This window comes from Pseudonocardia spirodelae (genome assembly GCF_037727765.1).
GTDB classification, from domain to species: Bacteria; Actinomycetota; Actinomycetes; order Mycobacteriales; family Pseudonocardiaceae; genus Pseudonocardia; species Pseudonocardia spirodelae.
In genome coordinates this window covers 130672-149049 of record NZ_JBBJUP010000001.1, presented here as the reverse complement: position 1 = coordinate 149049, position 18378 = coordinate 130672, and the positions used below count along the sequence as shown (strand labels likewise).

Genomic DNA, 18378 nt, shown 5'->3' with positions numbered 1-18378 from the left:
CCTTCTTCCGCGGTGGCACGTCAGCCTGCTTTCGACTCGGTGAGGACGGGATCAAGGGTGACCGCGCCCGCGGCGACGCCGTGGACGAGGCCGGTGACGAGATCGTGGACGGCGCCGAGACGCCGGTTGAGGTCGGCCTGGTGGTCGGCCGCCGCGCCGAGGGCCGACTCGAGGACATCGCGCTCGGCCGGCGGCAGGTCGGGGACGCTCCACGTCGGCCACTCGCTGCCCGCAACTGCGGTCTCGTTGATGACCGCGGCGAGGGCGCGCGGTCCGATCGGCGCTCCGAGAGCCAGCCGGAGCACCCGGCTCGGCGTGGCGACGAGCGAACCGCCGACCACGTCCACTCGGGCCCTCGGCGTGGGGCCGTCCAGGAAGATCACGTCGCCCGGCTCCGTGCGGGTCGCGCGTCGGTAGATCGCGGCCGCGTCGAACGGGTCGAAGCGCAGCTCGTCGGTGCTCCCATCGGCCGCGAGCACCCGCACCGTTCCGCTGGGATCGCTGCGGTGAGGGTCGATCCGGTTGCCGCGCAGCATCTTGACCTGCTTGACCACGTGCAGCTCGCCAAGGGAACGCTGCCGGAGGACGATCCGGCCCGGGGCCGGCGCCACCGTGATGTCAAACCCCGGGAACGGAACGCTCGTCGTAAGCGTGGCGGCGTGAATCCGGTCGAGGTGGGCGGCCGGCTCGGCCACGGCGATTCTGGTCGCCCGGACACCGCGGGGCAGGACCTCGACACCCGCGAGCACGGTGGCCGGCTCCACGCGCCGCGCGTAGCGGTAGGCGCGGTGCGCAGTCCCGGCGAGCGCGGCCATGACGTCCGAGGTGAGATCGCCGAGATCGACCGTCGCGCCCTCCAAGTCCGCGAGGCACACCGACCGCGTCACGTCCGGAAGCCCGCTGACCACCCACACCGCGAGGTTCTGCCGGTGCGCCGCCTTCCACAGCCCGCGCGGCAGCCGGAGGGCCATCGCGAGGTTGCCCGCCGCGAGCGTCTGCGTCCGATTGCGCGCGGCCTTGCCGTGCAGCGGATCGCACAGTGCCGCTGCCGAGCCCAGCACGATCCCGACATCACCCGGCTCGAGTGAGACGACGAGGTCGTCGGCTGCCTCCAGCGCCTCCTGCTCAGCGAATCCGACCAGCGATGACACCTCAACCCGGCCATCCGCGTCGTCGACCAGCTCGAGTCCCTCGATCATGGCGCGGCGGCGCGCCGCCCTGGACTCGTCGGGCAGGATGATCCCGGCGAAGGCCTCGGCGAGCGCACCGGCGAGCCGCCGATCGGCCACGGGCGGCACGAGCGCGACGGCGCCGGCCAGATGCATCCGGGCCCCTATCGCGATCGCGCCGATCAGGGAGTACGCCGTGTCCGTCAGTCCTCGATCACGTTCCTGCCTTCGCAGCCGCCCCGCGTCCAGGCGCGCGAGCGCATCGGCCGGCCCGTAGGACGCGGCCATGAGCTCGTCGACGTAGCGCCCGAGTCCGTGCTCGGCGTCGGCGGCCCGCACCTCCCGCAGGAGGAAGCGGTCCTCGGGATCGACCTGCGCGGCGAGCTCGATCAGCTCGGCAGGGGTGAGGTCCTCGAGCTCCGCTCCACCGAGAGTGTGCAGGCAGAGCAGGGTGACGACGTCCTCGACATCCGCTCCCTCCGGAACCGCGAGCGCGGGTGCGTCCTGCCGGACCTCGTCGTTGTTGCCGCGCCCGGTCTCCTCCAGATAGGCGACGATCTCCTCGCGATCGAATCGCTCGACGCCATCGTCCGAGGAGACGGCCGAGGGAAACAGGACGGTCCGGCCACGGACCCGTGGACGCTGTCGCCACATCGACACCACGTGCCGCTGGACGCGCGCGAGATCGGCGATGTCCTGCAGCGTCATGGTCGAGCGCTGTGCCACGATGACGGACCTCCTCCCCGCTCCTGCTGGACGTGATCATAGGCAGGGGATCTGCTTCGGCGAAGCAGAACTCCGAGAAGCCGCCTTCTCAGCGTTCAGCATCGACTTTACAACCGGATCTCTCCCATGGTTCTCCACACCGATCGGCCGCCCGGGCCGCCCAGGAGGAGACGAGGAATCCATGCCCGCACACTTCGACACCACCGTCCCTGCGCTCGTCGTCGACCAGCTGTCCGTGGATGACCCACGGGCCGTCTCGGAGGCCCGCAGGTGGTCGACCGGCCGCCGCGGCGACGCCGCCCCCCTCGCGGAAATGGTCGGTCGCGACCTGACCGCCTTCGTCAGCCAGGCCATCGTCGTTGGCGCCCAGGCGATCACGACGGCCGGTGGAACCCAGGAGGCCGTCGCGCTGGAGTCTCTGATCGCCGAGGTCCGTGAGAGCACCACCCAGGCCTCAACCCAGGCCGCGAGCCGGACCGCCGAGGCGATCACCCAGGCGACGACCGGCATCGCCGAGTCCACCGAGGCGGCCCGCAAGACGCTCGGCGAGATCGTCGAGCAGGCGCAGCGGCGGAGCGCGACCGACCTGGAGACCCTGCAGAAGGCGATGCTCGGCGAGCTCACCCGCATCTTCGGAGGCGACAGCCCCGAGCTCCTCACCCGCGTGCAGCCGGTGCTGGACAAGGTGTCCCGCGAGCTGGAGGAGCGGGCCACCCGACAGACCGCCGAGCTGATCGCCAAGGCCGAGCGGCAGTTCGACCCGAGCGACCCCACCACGCCGATGGGGCGCCAGCACCAGCTCCTCGCCGAGCAGCACCGGCAGCTCAAGGAGGAGCTGAGCCGGGACGGCGAGAGGGTCCGCTCGATGATCAGCGAGCTGGCGGAGGCGGTCCGGACGACCCAGGCGGTGGCGCAGGCCCGCACCGCGACAGTGCAGGCGAGCCCGCTCAAGGGCGAGCCGTACGAGCAGGCGGTGCATCGGGTGATGGCCGGGATCGCCGCCGGGCTGGGTGACGAGTATGTGGAGACCGGCACGACCGCGGGCCGCGTCCCCCGCAGCAAGAAGGGCGACGGGGTGCTGTCGGTGGAGGGCGGGGACGTGCGGGTCGCGCTGGAGATGACGGACTCCGACCGTCCCCGGTGGGGCGAGTACCTCGACGAGGCCGAGCGGAACCGCGGCGCGGTGGCGTCGCTCGGGATCGTGCGGACCGCCGACCAGAACGGTGGGCACGGTCTGGTGTGCCTCGGCCCGCGGCGGCTGGTGCTGGTCTTCGACCCGGAGACCGACGACACGGACCTCCTCCGCACCGCGGTCCAGCTCATCCGCCTCACCGCGCAGGCGGCCGCTCGGGACACCGCAGGAGGTGAGGTCCGGATCGCTGACGAGAAGCTCGCGGAGGCGCTCGACAAGCTGAGCCGGATCGAGAAGATCACGAAGGCGGCAGGATCGGTCCGCCAGCACGCGAGCACGATCGAGACCGAGTCCGACAAGCTGCGCGGCGAGCTGATGCGCCTGCTCAGCCAGGCGCGGATCGCGCTGGGGACCGGGGTCGGCGGGAGCGTCAGCGATGCTGCCTGACCGCCGGGAGTCCATCCTTGCGCTCGCCGTGCCCATCCCGGACATCCGGATCGACCCCGAATCGGTGATCCTCACCGCACACGCGGTGCAGCGGTACCGGGAGCGGGTCGAGGGCGTGCAGCGCCGGATCGCGGTGCGCCGCCTCCGCCACCTGCTGGACACCGCGCAGTGGGAGCACCGGCCGCGTCCCTGGACGGAGATCGTCCTGCACCCCGAGGTGGTCTACGGCTACAGCCCCGACCGACCGGACGTCTGTCTCCTCGTTCGCGGCAACGCGCTGGTGACTGTTCTGTCGCAGCGGTTCTTCGCCCAGGCGATACCGCACCCGCGGGCTCGTCGATGCGGCTGACGCCGCTCGACCGCCGGGTCGGCGCCTCGAACCCCGGAGGGGTGGGTTCGGGGCGTCGGCCGCTCCTCAGAAATAACGATCTTGACCGGCCTGGCTCACACAAGCCGAGATGACATCGATGTAACTCGCAGGAGGTCCTCATGACGACGTTGGACGAACTGTCGGTTCCCGCGAGCCTGCCCACCTGGGCCACGGGAACGGCGGTGCTCACCGCAGACCCGGACACTCTCGCCGTCTGGCAGGTGAGCCTGGATGGGCTGCCCACCGGCGCGTGGATCACGCCGCTCGACGAGCTGCGTGCCGAACCGGACACGGCGCGACGGCTGCTGACCTGCATCGAGCGGCGGGCGATCGCGGTGTCGGACGTGTCCGGAGCGGAGGCGGTGCTGAGCGAGCTCACCACCTGCGCCAAGCTCGACGACGGGTGGTGGCGTGGACAAACGTTCGACGTTGCCGGCGCGTTCGGCGATGTGTTGGAGCGCCGGGTCGAGGTGGGACACGTCATGGCGGCGGTACGGGAGTCCGGTCGGAAGGTTACCGACATCGGCTGGCGTCGTGATCTCGGCGGGCCTGCCGGCTCGATCGCGGAGCTTCGCCGCCTGGCCCGGCTCGGGGTGCCCAGCGGCTCACCTGCCGCGTCCGAGGCCCTCACGGTCATCGGCGTGCTGCGCTGGATCGCCGAGGTGTGGGACGAGACCGAGCAGGTCAAGAACCGGCGCGACTACGTCCGCACCGCCTTAGGGCCGCCGGAGTCGCTGCCGACCCGCTGGCGGGACGCGGCCCTGACCGCCGACCGCACCCGGCTGCCGCTGTGAACGCCGCCGGCTACGCGGTCGTCGACGTAGAGACGACCGGGATCCAGCCCGGTTTCCACCACCGCATCGCCGAGATCGCGATCGTGCACATCGACCCGTCCGGCTCTGTCACGGACTCGTGGGACACCCTCGTCAACCCCGAACGCGACCTCGGGCCGCAGTGGATCCATGGCATCCGCGCCGCCGACGTTCGGCGCGCCCCGGTATTTGGGGAGATCGCGGGCGAGATCGCGGCGCGGCTGTCGGGGCGGGTCGTCGTCGCGCACAACTGGGCCTTCGACGCCATGCACCTGCGCGCCGAGTACCAACGGCTCGGGCACGAGGTCCCGCTGCACCGGGAGGCCGGGCTGTGCACCATGCGCGCTACCGGAGCAGCGATCCCGTGGACCCGCCGCTCGCTGGTTGAGTGTTGCGCAGCCGCAGGGCTGCCCGAGCGCGACTGGCACACTGCGGCGGCGGACGCGGCCGCAGCCGCCGACCTGCTGAGGTTCCTGCTCTCCGCCGCACCGGACGTCGTCCGCCTCAGCGACGAGCAGCTCCTCACCGCGGCGTGGGGCTGGCCGGATCTTGGTGGCCACCGAGCGCGTGCTGTTCACCGGACGCCGTCCGGGGTCACGCGACCGCACTTCCTGGCCCGCCTCGTCGACCGGATCCCACGGGCCGAGCGCCCCGAGACCGACGCCTACCTGGCCATGCTGGACCGCGCTCTGCTCGACCGGCACCTCTCCGACACCGAGGCAGACGGGCTTCTCGACCTCGCCCACAATCTGGGGCTGCACAAGGCCGAGGTCGTCGAGGTGCACCACAGCTATCTGACCGCGCTCGCCCAGGCGGCCTGGGACGACGGTGTCGTGACCCCCGAGGAGTACGCAGACCTGGTCTCCGTCGCGGCTCTGCTCGATCTCGAGGAGGACGCGGTGGACGCCGCGCTGCGCGCGGCACTGGAGGAGCCTCCGACACCGGCAGCGGTCTCAGCAGGCGGTCTCCACCTCCAGCCGGGTGACACCGTCGTCCTCACGGGAACGATGTGCCGCGGGCGACGGGAGATCACGGCAGATGCCCTCGCCGTCGGGCTCAGGATGACGACCAGCGTGAGCCGGCGGACCACGGTCGTCGTGGCAGCCGATCCCGACTCCCTGTCCGGCAAGGCGGAACGGGCTCGCGAGCTCGGTGTCCCGGTCGTCACCGAGGACGCGTTCCTCAGCCTCCTCGACTCAGTGCGCCATGGGTAAGCGGGACCAGCCGCGCAACGACGACGGTACGTGGCGCAAACGCGGCGTGACCTTTACCGTCGCCGCCTCGCTCGCCGTGGGCGTGGCCTACTTCGGCACGGCCGGCGGGGCGTCGACGGCGGCTCGACCCGCGAGCTCCACTTCGGTCAAGGCGAAGGACCGCAGCTTCGCCAAGACCGTCACCAAGCTGGAGCGGCATGGCCGCACCGTGCGGCGGCTCGACGAGGCCTTCGACCAGGACTGTGCGCGGCAGTCCTACGGCCAGGTGCAGGACTACCTCCGCGCCAACCCCTGCGAGGGACTCGGGCGCGCGCTGTTCGAGGTCACGGAGGACGGGATCACGGTTGTCGTCGCCGTCGCGGTGGTTGACATGCCCGACGAGACCGACGCGCGGGAGCTGCATCGGCTCGTCGACACCCACGGCACCGGCAACACCACGGAGCTCCGCGGTACGCGCCGAGTCACGTGGACCGGCGAGCAGTACGCGTCCGGACGCCACGAGACGACGGTCGTGAACGCCCAGGTGGAGCCCGCAACCCGAACCGCCGCAGCGGTTCGCCTGGCTTCCAGCCTCGCCGACAGCGTGGTGTGACGGAGCACCGCAACACCGCCGATATCACCCGATCGTGACCCCACATGAGCGTTGGGTGACCGATCACCGCTAGCGTTCTCTAAGCATGACCATCCGGGGGATGTATGGACAAGGCAGAGCTGGGTCTCTACGAGCTGCTCATCGAGCGACTACTCGCGGACGACGCCGTCGACGACGCGATGTCCGGGCTGATCCTCGCCGCGTGGTCCGGCGCCGACGCTCTCGCCGACGCTCTCGCCGGTCGTGGCGCACCCACCGCTGAACCTCCCGGCGAGACCGAGGTCGAGCACCCCGACGTCTACCTGGCCGCGGTCCATGTCGAGGGGTTCCGAGGTATCGGCAGGCCCGCGACTCTGCAACTGGCGCCAGGTCCTGGGCTGACTCTGGTCACCGGCCGCAACGGTTCCGGGAAGTCGAGTTTTGCGGAAGCCGCCGAGCTCGTGATGACCGGCAGGAACGAGCGCTGGGCTGGCAAGAACGCCGTGTGGCGCGACGGCTGGCGCAGTCTCCATTCCAGGGACGACGCCTCGGTCGCCGTCGACCTCACCGTCGCCGGCACGAACGGCACCACGAAGGTGCAGCGCCGTTGGACCCAGGAGGACAAGCTCGAGGGCGGCCGCTGGACCCGGCAGGAGCCCAAGGCCAAGGTGCAGGACTTCGACGGGTCCGCATGGGGTGCGTCGATGCAGACTTACCGCCCCTTCCTCTCCTACAGCGAGCTCGGCGCCCTGATCGACGGCAAGCCGACGGAATTGCACGACGCGGTCCACGATCTCCTCGGACTCGGAGCCCTGACCGCGACCCAGACGCGGCTCAAGGCGGCGCGCAAGCCGCTCGCCGACCGGGCCCGAGACGCGAGCGCCGAACGCAAGGCCATCCGGACCGACCTGGCGAGCGCGGACGACCCGCGCATTGTCGAGGCGCTCGCTCTGCTCAAGCCGACTTCGCCGGACTTGGGACGGCTCGCCGGACTTGGGACGGCTCGCCGGACTTGGGACGGCTCGCCGGACTCCTCACTGCTGCCGAGGATCCCGGCGGCAATGCCGCAGGCCTGCGCGCGGTCCTGGACCTGTCGCCTCACTTCGCGAGTACCAGCGTCGCGCGGTTGAAGGTGTTCAGGATCCGTTGGTGGGTCTGCCGCGGGAGGGAGCGGGTGCCCGGTTCGCCTAGGGGCGTGCCCGGCTGAGCTGCGGCGTCGTCCAACAGCTGGTCCAGGCCGCTGCGGGCGAGCATCAGCAGGCCGTGGGTGGCTCGGGTACAGGTGACGGCGAGACGACCGAAGGCGGAGTTGAAGTCGTCGAGCTTGTCCGCGCCGGAGAGGGGGTGGATGGCGATCGTGATCGCGTTGGTCTGGCCCTGCCAGGAGTCCACCGTGGAGGCGCGGAGAACGCCGTCGGGGAGGTCGAGGCGGGTGGTGAGGCGCTCGACCATCTCGGCGGCGTCGTCGACGGCCTGGTTGCGGGTAGCGAGGATGACGATCAACGGGTCGTCGCCGGGGTCCGCCGAGTCGACGACCTTCTCCCCCGCTGGCTGCCAGACGCCGTCGTGGCGGGCGGAGATCGCGGAGAAGCCCCCTGCGAGTAGCGGTTCCAGCAGGCGCTCCAGCTCGTCGAGCAGGGGCTGGTCGATGTCAGGGGCTTCAGCGTCCGGCAGGCCGTCAATCTCCAACAGGGTCGGGGCGCCGGTGGCGACGGCCTCCCAGACCGTCCGGACCGCGCCGTCGAGGGGCGGCAGCTCGATGCGACGGTCGCCCGGGGCGGCGACGCAATCGAGCCGGTCCCAGTCGCTGTAGAACGCCCGCCAAAGCGGGAGTTGGGCGGCGGTCGGGCGCCACACCGCGGGAAGGTCGACAGCGAAGGTGCTGTCCAGGGACTCGAACGCCGTCGGCCAAGCGCGGTAGGGGTTGTAGCCGGGGTCGCCGCGCCACGGGTTCTCCGACGGGTCGATGGGCGGCAGCTGCCCCACGTCCCCGACGCCCACCGACAGCGGCGCCAGCCTCTCCACGGTCGCGTAGCGGTGCAGCGGAAGCTGCCAGGCCTCGTCGACGAACAGGACGTCAAAAGGGCGGTCGCCGTTGGCGGCGGGGCCGAGCTGCGACCATCGCGTCCGGTAATACATCGCGCCGAGCTTGTGCGACGTCCCGAGCACGACGCGAGCGGTGTCCGGGATGCCGTCCAATCCGGTCGCGACGGTGACCGCGGACAGAACGTGGTCGGGGATGTCGTCGAGGCGGTCCTTGCTCACGAACAGGCACACCGTCGCGGCGCCGAGTTCGTTTCCGAGCGCGCCCGCCAGCGGGAAGACCTGCTTGTTCGCGAAGGCCGTGACTGCGACGCGATGGCAGTTCGGGTGCGTCAGCGAGGTGACCACCATCCGTCGCAGTGCGACGGACTTGCCGGCGCCCGCAGCCGCCCGGAGGAGGATCTTGTCGTGGTCGGCCTGGCCCGCAAGCACCTGTTGCAGGGCGTCGATGGCCCGGTCGGAGGCCGCGACGTTGCCGCGTGCGGCGTCTCCGTGGTGGGCGGCGTCGGTCAGGTGGGCGGCCGCGGGCGTGAAGCTGATGGTCACTATCAGTCCAGGTCATCGATCGTGAGGCCGGCGGGGGCGACGGAGGCGGGCGGCTCGGCGGGGGTGTCGCCGCCGACGTCGAACCGCTCCTCGTCGACGAGCGGTGGCCAGGTGTCCGGGTTGAGCTCGCCGCGCGCCCGTCGTGCCGCGAGCGTGTCCGACCAGTCCGCCTCGGCGACGGCGTGGGGGCGGCAGCACCATAGGTGATTGCCCTTGTCCGCCGCGTAACTGTCCGGACCGCAGTCGGCCTTGGGCGCGGCCTGGTTGTCCTGGCTCGGCCGGGCGACGGCGAGATCGGTGCCGTTCTTGAACGGCTTGCCGAACCAGGCGGCGTCGGCGAGGACGATCTCGTCGCCGACGGCGAGCGGCGGGCAGACCTTCGGATGCCACTCCAGCTCGTCACCCGCCGTCTCCACGAGGTCCGCGATGGCCATCTGCCCGAACTTGAACGACCCACCCTGGATCTTGAGGGTGGTCGAGGCACGCTCGATCATGCTGCCGCCGTTGACGTGTAGCGCAGCGACGCGCAAACCCGTCTTGAGGCGACGCGACCGGACGCGGAGCCGGAGCGGCTCGACACCGGTGACGGTGGCGAGGGCCAGCTCGCGCACGCCCGCGTCGGCGGCGCGGTCGTGCGCGAAGCCGTAGTCGCCGAGGCTGGCGAGCTGGACTGCGCAGGTGCGATCGTCGTCGAGCATCTCGACCTGGGCGTTGCGCCAGCTCGTGTAGGTCCGCGAGAAGCGGACCAGGTCAGACGCCTGCAGCGCGAGCCGGCGCCCCCACACCTCCTGGGCATCCGTCTCCAGGGCGCGGTGCACCTCCCGGAGCCGTGACGACGGCACTCCCGACAACACCGCGATCGCCCGCTCGACGACCGACATCCGGTACTCGAGAGCGTCGGCGACGAAGTCCTCGTAGGCCTTGTCGTCGTGCTCGCGACGTGCGGTGTGCAGCATGTCCGAGACCACGTTGGACAGGCGGGCGCCCGGAGTCTGCTCCTGCGCGGCGATGGCATCGGACACGGCGCGGTGGTCGAGCGGCTCGGTGGCCTCGGCCCAGGTGACCAGGTAGTCGAGGCGACCCGAGTCCATCGCCGGTCCTCCGGCCGTCACGTGGGCGGCCAGAACGGAGCGGAGGTCGACGATCGGTGTCCGCAGGCTCATCGCCCGAGCGCGATCCTCCTCGAGCAGGAAGCTGACGGCGAGGCGCTCGTCCGGGTGCAGCGCCTCGGGGATGGTGGCCTCGGCACCGTCGAAGGTCAGCGCCGGGCGCCCCTGCTCGACGTCGCGTTCCCACCGCAGCCTGCTCAGCTCGACGCCGGCGAGGGAGTCCGCGGCCGTCGCGAGCAGGTCGGCGGTCGGTCGGTCCGGGACGACGAGTTGGACGGGCAGTCGTCCGGAGTGCCCGCGGATCGCCTCGCCGATCAGGCGCATCACGGCCCGGCGGGTCAGCGGCGACTGCGGATCGACGAAGGTCTGCCGCACCCAGGTTCCCGGGTAAGACCGCACGGCCACACCGTGCACACCCAGCGCGGCCGAGTCGGACTTCACCACGACGACGTCGATCGTTCCCGGCTCCCCCGCCGGGTCCGTCCGCCGCCGGTCGGACCACACGGGAAGGCCGCTGAGAGTGGCCTGCACCTGATCGGTCACGCTCTTCGGCGCGGTGCCGGCCTGGACGGCGGCGTGCAGGTGACGCTCCACGCCGATCTCAGTGAGCAGCGCCTCCGGCTCGGGGCGGGCGCGCAACTCGGACCGACAGTAGGAGAAGAGGCTGCAGGTGACGCAGCTGCGCGGATCGAACGTCGCTCTCTGGTGGGCGACGAAGTCGGCCAGCTCGCCCTCGGTCGGACGGTCGTCACCGAGCTTGGCCCGCATCGCCAGTCGTTCCTCGGCGCGCGCCCGCACCTCGGCCCGATGGTCGTCGAGCAGCTCGACGACCGGCTCCGGCTGCAAGAAGGCGTTGCGCGGGACGGCGAGTGCGCCGAAGCGATGCACGGACATGCCCGCGGGGAGCTTCGACCACGCGTACGCGGACTCGGCTCCCAATGCGACCTGCAGGAAGCCCTTCAGCATTCGCTTGTCGTCGATCCGGGAACGGATCCGCTCGTAGTCCTTCGCGTCGCCCATGATCAGCCAGGACCCGCCGTCCGCCCGCGGGCAGACGATCGCGAAGTCCGGTTGAACCGCGGTGGCGTCGGCGTGGTGCTCCAGGTGGACGTACGGCACGGCGAGCCGGGTCAGCATCGTTGCCTGGCCGGAGATCGCACTCTGGTGTGCGAAGACCAGCTGCGCGGCCGTGCTGCCGACCTTTCCGCCACAGTCGCGGCGACGGACGGACACCGGTCGTGGCAGCCCGAGCCGCCCGACGGTGCGGGTCAGAAGCTCCGAGACGAAGCGCTCGCCGTGGACCAACGACTCGAAGGTCATCGCGCGCATCCAGCGGGCCTCCGGAATGCCGGCTGAGTCGTCCGGGAAACCGAGGAAAGTCGCCGTCGCTCGCCTGCTCCGGCTCGTGATGAACGGGTCGGTGAGCCGGAACCGCTCGCATCCCGCATGCGCCGACGCGGCGACCGCGCTGGTACCGCCCCCGGACTGCAACCCGCCCATTCCCTGCTCCCCCCGACGCGACACGTTCGCCCAGCCCATCGCAGGCCGGCCGCGGCGATTACCGGTTCCGATGGGTCTTCAGCAGGATTGAGTAGGCCGAACGGCCCTCGCGCTGTTCGCCGTAACGACGTACACGGTCTGCGCGAAGGGCTCAGGGATCGGACGAGGTGGGGAGCAGCATGACGATCGCAGTGGACCGGACGCGGAGTCGGCGTGTGAAGACGGTCGACGCCGAAGCCGTCTCCTTCCTCAACGACCTGGTGCTGCGCTCACTCGCCGCCGCCATCGACGACGTTGTCGACACCCCTGAGGAGGAGTTGGAGGACGGGGAGGGAGCGTTCCTTCGGCTCCTGGACAACATCGTGGCGGTGGCGGAGGCGCTGGAAGTCGTCGACGACCGCGTCGTCGGGGAGTACGTCCGTCCACGGACCTACCGGGGACCCCAGACAGCCGAGACCGTGTCAGCGCATGTCGATGCCCTACGGCGGTTCGCCGAGGCACTTCCCAAGGCACCGCGCCCTCGCAATACACGTGAGCGCGCGCTCCGGGAGCAGGAGCGCGCCGCCTACCTCGCCCCCTGGAAGAAGCAGGTGTTGGGTTCCCTGCGCACGGACCCCACCTCGCGCTCGTGGGAGTCGCGCGCCGATGCCCCCCAGCGCCTCTATCTCGTCGCCTGGCAGAACTGGGTGAAGCTCGGCCACGGCACCGAAGCTCGGGTGCGGCAGCACCTCGCGAACCCCGACTGCCACGTGCTGCAGGTCGTCGAGGCCAGCCACGTCGACATCACCCAGGCCGAGCGGGACCTCCGGCATCGGTTCTCCCGCAAGCGCAAGCCCGGGCGGAACATCAAGCTGCAGATGCCCCGCAGCTTCGGTGCCGGCCGCGAGCTGGTCCCGTACAGGGAGATCGCCGACTTCGACCTCCTATCGCTCATGTCGAGCGGCGGCGCACGGGACGTCACCGACGAATACTGACCAGCCGGTCTTCACGTCACGGACCGTCCGGCGCCGCGCCCCCGGCGCCCCCGAAGCATGCGGAACTCTCTCGTTCGCTAGATCGTCTGGTCGCGCCTTGCGGCCGCGGCAGGGAGCGCTCTATCCAGCTATCCCCGGTAGGAAAGAACCAACGACGGGCCGCTGGCGGTGCACGATCGATGCCTCAGTCGCCGGGGCAGCCAACGCCGTCCCCGTCACGGTCGACGACCCTGCTGCAGCGGGATCGCCCCTGCGGATCGGGGCAGCACCCGCTCTTCGCACAGGCGACCTCTACAAGCGGCGGACCGACACCAGCGACGCTTCCTCCAGGCCCTCGACGACGAGGACGATCCGGACGACGGCGGAGCGTCCGTCGCTCCGGAATGAGCGATGCTCCGGAAATGCTCCGGGAACACCCCGGGGAACGACGAAACCCCTGGTCACATCCGGCTCGTCGAGCCTGTGACCAGGGGTTTTGACTGTGGGCGATACTGGGATCGAACCAGTGACCTCTTCGGTGTGAAGCAACAGAGGCAACGGCGCGACCCGCAACGCCGCGCAGGCCAGCCCGGCCGTTCCGTCCGTGGACGTCCGCCGGATGCCGCCAAGGTGAGGGACCGTTGTCAGGCAGTTGGTCAAGCATCCCCAGCTTCACGGGAACCCAGAAAGCGTGGCGACAAGATCCACTACTTCCGGCGACGCTCGGACCTTCGCCGTTGCCCCTCGTGCGCTGCACGGACCCACCGAGGCGTCTTCCACCGGCAACGGTCCATCGTTGGCTTCTGCCGTTGGATCTCGGGGTAGCCCGAGGACAAGCCCGCTCCCCCGCGCCTTCCGAGTGCCATCCCGTCGGCCTGTCGCCAGACCGACCGCGCGGGCGCCCGTGGGCGGCCCTCGATGCAACCGCACCCGACCATGCCACGCTCCGCCCACGGGTGTCCGTGCGGTACGCCCTCCGGGAGGTCGGCGGGATGGCACGGTGCCCACCATCCCGGAGATCTGCCCGCCCGGCGAGGGCGCGGTCGATCCCTTGCCTGCCGGGCACAGGTAGAACGTTGATGGCATGCGCCGATGCTCGCGTTCGCGCTGTTCGGAGTCCCATGACGTCCGTGGGTGTCCATCGAGGCACCAGTCGGTTGTCACTCAGCTAGACACTCGCTGCTAGCTCTAAGCAGCTGCCGCCCCATCGACCACCAGGAGCATGAGCATCGCCGTCAACGACACGGCGGCCTGCCTACCTTACGACCCGCCGAGAACCGGGTTAAGGACCTGCTCGCGGTAGCGTTCTAGCTTGAACTCCTGATCGGGACAGCTCTCTCTTACCGCCGACTCGGCCTTCAGCTCATTCGCTGCATAGTCGTGACCAGGCGCGACGTCATCGATCGCCTGTGCGATACCGGAGATGTCGTTCGCTGCTTCCAGATCAGTACACACCTGCGGCTTGGCGTCTGTCCCGCACGAGGCGGCGAACGCCAGCGAAAGAGCGGTCGCCGCGATGCCCCATCGACGAATCCCCATAAGATGAGGCTAACGCGCTTAGCTGAGAGTTAGCGGTACACGATCGCGTGGGACACGTCAGGACACAGCCCTCACACGCGCTCCGCCCGATTACTCCGGTCCGAAGTAGAGCCCCGACGGGCATCGACGCCCGGGGCAGCGCCCTCGTTCAGTCCGTGGGTGTCCGCCGGCCTCGCTCCCCCACACGCTATGGCACGGCCCACCGCCCCGGAGGTGAGCCCGCCCGGCGAGGGCATTGCGATAGGAGATGTACTGCCGCTGGGGAAATGCCGACCACCCGAAACGGCGTCGATCTGGTCGCTGACCTGCGAATTCAATGGTGGTGACCGGTCGTCGTTGGGTGTCGCTGGCCGGGCTGGTTTGTACCGGATTTGTACCGGCGCTGCTGTGCCCTGCTACTCCACCGCGTTGGTGACCACGCTGGTCAGGGCGAGCCCGGCCCACCCGCGGGCAACGGGTTGAGCCTGGGCGTTCACGACAGTCGTCCCGTCTCGCCGGGAGGCGTAGGCATCCCCGGTGTACCGAACGGTCCGGTAGCGCCCGCGTTCGCGGGACAGCTCGGTCACGTTGCCCGTCGCAGCGGTGTCCATGAGCGTCTTGAGCTGGCGAGCCTCGGTCTCGGTCAGCATGTCGACCCATGCAATGGGAACGAGAGCCACGTCGCCGTTGCGATCCCGTACCTCGAACTGCGCTCGACGCAACGAGGCGCACGGGTGGTCCCGGAAGAATTCGCGGACCCGACCGTAGGAATGGGCCGCACAGTCGGCTGCGTCGTCGACGATCCGGCCGGTGACACGGAGACCTGCGCTGGTCAATCTGACCTGCACGTTGTCGAGGTTCCGAGACATGGTTCCCGAACTGCTTCGCGCGCCCGCGCTTGAACCTGACGCGCCGCCAGACGACAGCGCACTCCCACCAGCCACGCCACCCGCACCGAGCACGACGGCGATGGTGATCGCGATGACGAGACCACCACCCTTACTCCCCTTATCGCTTCCGCCGTCAGGTCCGCCAATCCGCCTACCGGCCAACGCCGCCCCCGTACCTGATCACGGTCGGACGGTCGTCAACTGACGACCTTGTGTTACATCCGCCCGTCAGAGCGCTGCATGCTTGTGCTGCGCAGGCAAGCACCGCCTTGCAAACGCAAACCAGGCTCGCCGCCTGCCTGCGCGTTTCCCCTCGGTGCCGTCGACCATCAGCCCACCCGCTGCCATGTCACGTCAGCGGGTATCGGGCCGTTCTGGGGCGGACGTGCCCCAGATGTGCCCCCGCCGCGGGCCGCTCCGTGTGCCTGCTGAGAGCCATCCCGTCGACCTGCTGCAAGCCGACCGCGCGGGCGGCCGTGGGCGGCCCTCGACGCAACCGCCAGCCGATCTCGTCAAGCTCCGCCCACGGTTGTTCGTGTGGTAGCCCGGAGGGAGGTCGGCGGGATGGCACTACCCCTATCCCGGAGATCAGCCCGCCCGGCGAGGGCCTGCAGTTGACCCCTTGCCTGCAAGGCAGCGGCGGATCGCTCTCGGCGTGCCTCGACATGGAAGCACCGAACTCTCGCAGCCAGCGGCCTCCAGGGCACGAATCGTCGCCCGGTAGCGGCTGTGGTGGCTATACTCGGCGCTTCACCTTAGGGGGAGCGTTGGTAATTGGGTCTGCGGCTGCAAATCGGATTCGCATCCGCGAGTGGATAGTTGAGAACTTCAAATCGATCGAGCATGCAAGCACGCGCCTACCTCCGCTTTCTTTGCTCGCTGGAGCGAATAGCGCTGGGAAATCTTCACTCCTCCAGTCGCTTCTTCTAGTGGCGCAAAGCGACAACGACTCAATTGTACTCAACGGTCCACTGGTTCGCCTAGGCTTGGCAGGCGATGTGATTCGAGCCGGCACAGATCACTGTGCCGTCGGCGCCGTAGTGCGTGCCCGGCTAGGCGAATCACAGAAACAGCTTAGCGACGTCGCATTTCGAATTGAGCTCAAGAACGCTGACGGCGAGCTGGTCGTGCACGCTTTAGCCATCTATGTTGATGACGAGCCAGTCATCGAGGCTACTTCCCGTGGCGTCACCACATCGAGACTGGAGGAGTTGAATCTAGGGCGCGCGGGCGGCCAGACCATACTTCGAATTCGTGAGATCGACGGCCGTCGAGCCCCTTCTCGATCATATGTAGGATTCGGCGGCCTCGGTCCGGAGGCTTTCATCTATCGGGTTCAGACCGAGGATCGAGTTAAGGATCTTCGCCGGGCCCTCCGATCACCGGATCGCTATATACGCATGCAAACAGCGATCGAGCTCGAGCGGCAGATCGAAAGCGAGGAGTGGGATCTCCCAGAGGGGTCACCGCTCCAGAACGCGAGCGCAACGACAATCGCAGCATGGACGCCTGAGGAGATAGATGCTGCGATTCAAGAAATACAGAGCTTCATTCCTGAGGTGGAGTCCGTGGCGGTGCAGGTTGCGCGCACCTCGTACGCAATTGCAAGTAGTCGGCGCAGCTTGGGATATCAGGCGAGCAGTCCTGGTATCGCAAAATTTGTACGAGCCCTAAGGGCGCTAGGCATTGTGAACGATACACTCCGGACTATCCGAACGTCGGCGCGATATCTCGGCCCACTTCGATCGGAGCCTCAGGTTGTTTCTAGAAATGTCGGAAGCACGCGGAATTTGCCAGTGGGCGCACGAGGCGAGGCGACTGCGGATCACCTAGTAGTGCAGAGCCGCCGCACAGTTCGTTACGCGGACTGGACCGGCGCCATTCATGCTGACCCTCTCGAAATCGCTGTTTCAAAGTGGGTACATTACTTGGGGATCGGTGATAGCGTAACTGTCCTAGACCAGGGGAAGCTCGGTCGGGGGCTTCGAGTGCTGGTCGACGGCAACGAAAGAGATCTGACGACTATCGGCGTGGGTGCAAGTCAGGTCCTTCCAGTCGTTGCGCTGGTGCTCGGCGCATCCCGCGGTGACCTCATCATGATCGAACAGCCTGAGCTGCATCTTCACCCGGCGGTGCAGTCACGCCTTGCTGACTTCTTCATGCTGGCGCGCGCGGATGTGCACCTCCTTATCGAAACCCATAGTGAGTACCTCCTTACTAGACTCCGGCTACGAATTGCGCAGGGCAGATTCAGAAGCCGGGATGCCGACGTACTCTATGCGCAGCAAGTTGCAGGAGTCACCTCGATCGATCCGCTTTCAATTAGTGAATTGGGCGACCTGAGCCATTGGCCTACAGGATTCTTTGACACTCAGGATATCGACGGACGGGATCTTGTAGTTGCGGTTCGCGCCAAACTCGATGCGGCAGATAATGCGCCTTCTGATTGATCCGGGGATCCTGGTGGCTCCAGGAGAGCGAGCTTTGCACCAGCGATACTGGGAACGTTTAGTGGACTGGTCCTTAGACTCTCGGGCGTATTTGGGTGAGCACAGCCAGAAGCGCGTTCTTGATTCATTCGCTGAGTACGGCTATCCTCATAACGAGTTAAACCTACATCCTCCCGCGCTTCGGGGGGCGTTCAGTCGGGCGCTCAATATCGTATTGAGTAGAGTGGCCCAACTGAACGGCGAGGATGCGGAGGTACGGAGCTTTGCACCTCCGTATAGAGGTGACTACGAGCACGGCCGCGCACTCGGCCGGGATGTGGCTGGGACCCTCCACCTTCCCATCGGAGGGATTGCCACGGTTGTGGACTCGTGGGACGACGAGGTGACGCAAGTCGATTGCGTGCCTTCGCCGCCGGCCGAGCTCCATCTCTGCCGTGAGCCCGGATTGCAGCTTCCAGCGGAATTTGACGCCGCCGTGGCAGCGTTCTTCAGCACGCGACGGGTTCACATAGTCGGCGGTAGGCCAGAGGAGCGTGTCGTTAGGCGTATAGAGGAAGGTCCACTCGCTCTCGCCGGACGTCTTTCTTGGATCCCATCGGAAAAGAACAAGCCCCCCAGGGGGCTCGATCGGTCGTGGTCAGGCCTTTCTCCTGATATTGATGTAACCGTGTGCATTACGGGGAGGATTGGTCACGCAGCATCCGGCAAAGCTGCTACGGTCGCAATGTCCCGCGGTGTGGCACATCTGAAGGTCGAGTCGGCAAATGGAATTGAGAGTGCGCTAATAGGTTACTTTCGGGCCAGATCGCTCGAGCCCGGAGAGTGATCGCGGAATGTCGGCTTCGTACTCCGAGTCCGCGCGGGGACCGGCCGGAGGCCGCAGCCCTGCGCGGACGGGCGCCGAAGGCGCCGCTTGATGATGCATGGA

The 18378-nt window shown here is 68.6% G+C and carries 13 protein-coding genes; 8 read left to right on the top strand and 5 right to left on the bottom strand.

Going from position 1 to position 18378, the window contains the following annotated elements:
- Nucleotides 1-20 precede the first annotated feature (20 nt).
- The gene (locus WJX68_RS00770; protein ID WP_340285483.1) at nucleotides 21-1895 is read right to left on the bottom strand and encodes a hypothetical protein; all 1875 of its coding nucleotides are present in this window, start codon (nucleotides 1893-1895) and stop codon (nucleotides 21-23) included.
- 181 nt (nucleotides 1896-2076) lie between these two features.
- Here WJX68_RS00770 and WJX68_RS00765 point away from each other — a divergent pair, with 181 nt between their 5' ends.
- From WJX68_RS00765 to WJX68_RS00740, 6 genes are all read left to right on the top strand, one after another.
- Entirely contained in the window at nucleotides 2077-3474 is a 1398-nt protein-coding gene (locus tag WJX68_RS00765; RefSeq protein ID WP_340285481.1) for a coiled-coil domain-containing protein, read from the top strand.
- Nucleotides 3464-3823, top strand: a complete 360-nt coding sequence (locus tag WJX68_RS00760; RefSeq protein WP_340285480.1) for a hypothetical protein — start codon at nucleotides 3464-3466, stop codon at nucleotides 3821-3823. Before WJX68_RS00765 ends, WJX68_RS00760 begins: the two co-directional genes overlap by 11 nt.
- A 140-nt stretch (nucleotides 3824-3963) precedes the next feature.
- Nucleotides 3964-4638, top strand: coding sequence for a DUF6218 family protein (locus WJX68_RS00755; RefSeq protein ID WP_340285478.1), 675 nt, complete (start codon nucleotides 3964-3966; stop codon nucleotides 4636-4638).
- Nucleotides 4635-5870 (top strand): exonuclease domain-containing protein, encoded by a 1236-nt coding sequence (locus tag WJX68_RS00750; RefSeq protein ID WP_340285477.1) that lies wholly within the window; start codon nucleotides 4635-4637, stop codon nucleotides 5868-5870. Before WJX68_RS00755 ends, WJX68_RS00750 begins: the two co-directional genes overlap by 4 nt.
- Nucleotides 5863-6462, top strand: coding sequence for a hypothetical protein (locus tag WJX68_RS00745; protein ID WP_340285476.1), 600 nt, complete (start codon nucleotides 5863-5865; stop codon nucleotides 6460-6462). The genes WJX68_RS00750 and WJX68_RS00745 overlap by 8 nt, the downstream gene beginning before the upstream one ends.
- A gap of 104 nt (nucleotides 6463-6566) precedes the next feature.
- Nucleotides 6567-7571 carry an AAA family ATPase gene (locus WJX68_RS00740; protein ID WP_340285475.1) on the top strand — a complete coding sequence of 335 codons (1005 nt, stop codon included), beginning with the start codon at nucleotides 6567-6569 and terminating at the stop codon, nucleotides 7569-7571.
- On the opposite strand, the gene WJX68_RS00735 is transcribed toward WJX68_RS00740, so the two are convergent.
- Together WJX68_RS00735 and WJX68_RS00730 are read right to left on the bottom strand one after the other, a co-directional pair.
- Nucleotides 7540-9030, bottom strand: a complete 1491-nt coding sequence (locus tag WJX68_RS00735; RefSeq protein WP_340285474.1) for a hypothetical protein — start codon at nucleotides 9028-9030, stop codon at nucleotides 7540-7542. The two genes, WJX68_RS00740 and WJX68_RS00735, sit on opposite strands and share 32 nt — an antisense overlap.
- Nucleotides 9031-9032: 2 nt before the next feature.
- On the bottom strand, nucleotides 9033-11639 hold the full coding sequence (locus WJX68_RS00730; RefSeq protein ID WP_340285473.1) for a hypothetical protein: 2607 nt from the start codon (nucleotides 11637-11639) through the stop codon (nucleotides 9033-9035).
- A gap of 215 nt (nucleotides 11640-11854) precedes the next feature.
- On the opposite strand from WJX68_RS00730, the gene WJX68_RS00725 reads away from it, so the two are divergent.
- Complete coding sequence (locus WJX68_RS00725) at nucleotides 11855-12613, top strand: hypothetical protein (RefSeq protein ID WP_340285472.1); 759 nt, start codon at nucleotides 11855-11857, stop codon at nucleotides 12611-12613.
- Nucleotides 12614-13852: 1239 nt separating this feature from the next.
- Here the strand turns inward: WJX68_RS00725 and WJX68_RS00720 are convergent.
- Nucleotides 13853-14131: a hypothetical protein gene (locus WJX68_RS00720; protein ID WP_340285471.1), complete on the bottom strand. Its 279-nt coding sequence runs from the start codon at nucleotides 14129-14131 to the stop codon at nucleotides 13853-13855.
- A gap of 395 nt (nucleotides 14132-14526) precedes the next feature.
- A complete protein-coding gene (locus tag WJX68_RS00715; protein ID WP_340285470.1) occupies nucleotides 14527-14958 on the bottom strand; it encodes a hypothetical protein in 432 nt (143 codons plus the stop codon).
- Between the two features lie 707 nt (nucleotides 14959-15665).
- Between WJX68_RS00715 and WJX68_RS00710 the strand changes: the two genes are divergently transcribed.
- Nucleotides 15666-17450 carry an AAA family ATPase gene (locus WJX68_RS00710; RefSeq protein WP_340285469.1) on the top strand — a complete coding sequence of 595 codons (1785 nt, stop codon included), beginning with the start codon at nucleotides 15666-15668 and terminating at the stop codon, nucleotides 17448-17450.
- The last annotated feature ends 928 nt before the right edge of the window (nucleotides 17451-18378 follow it).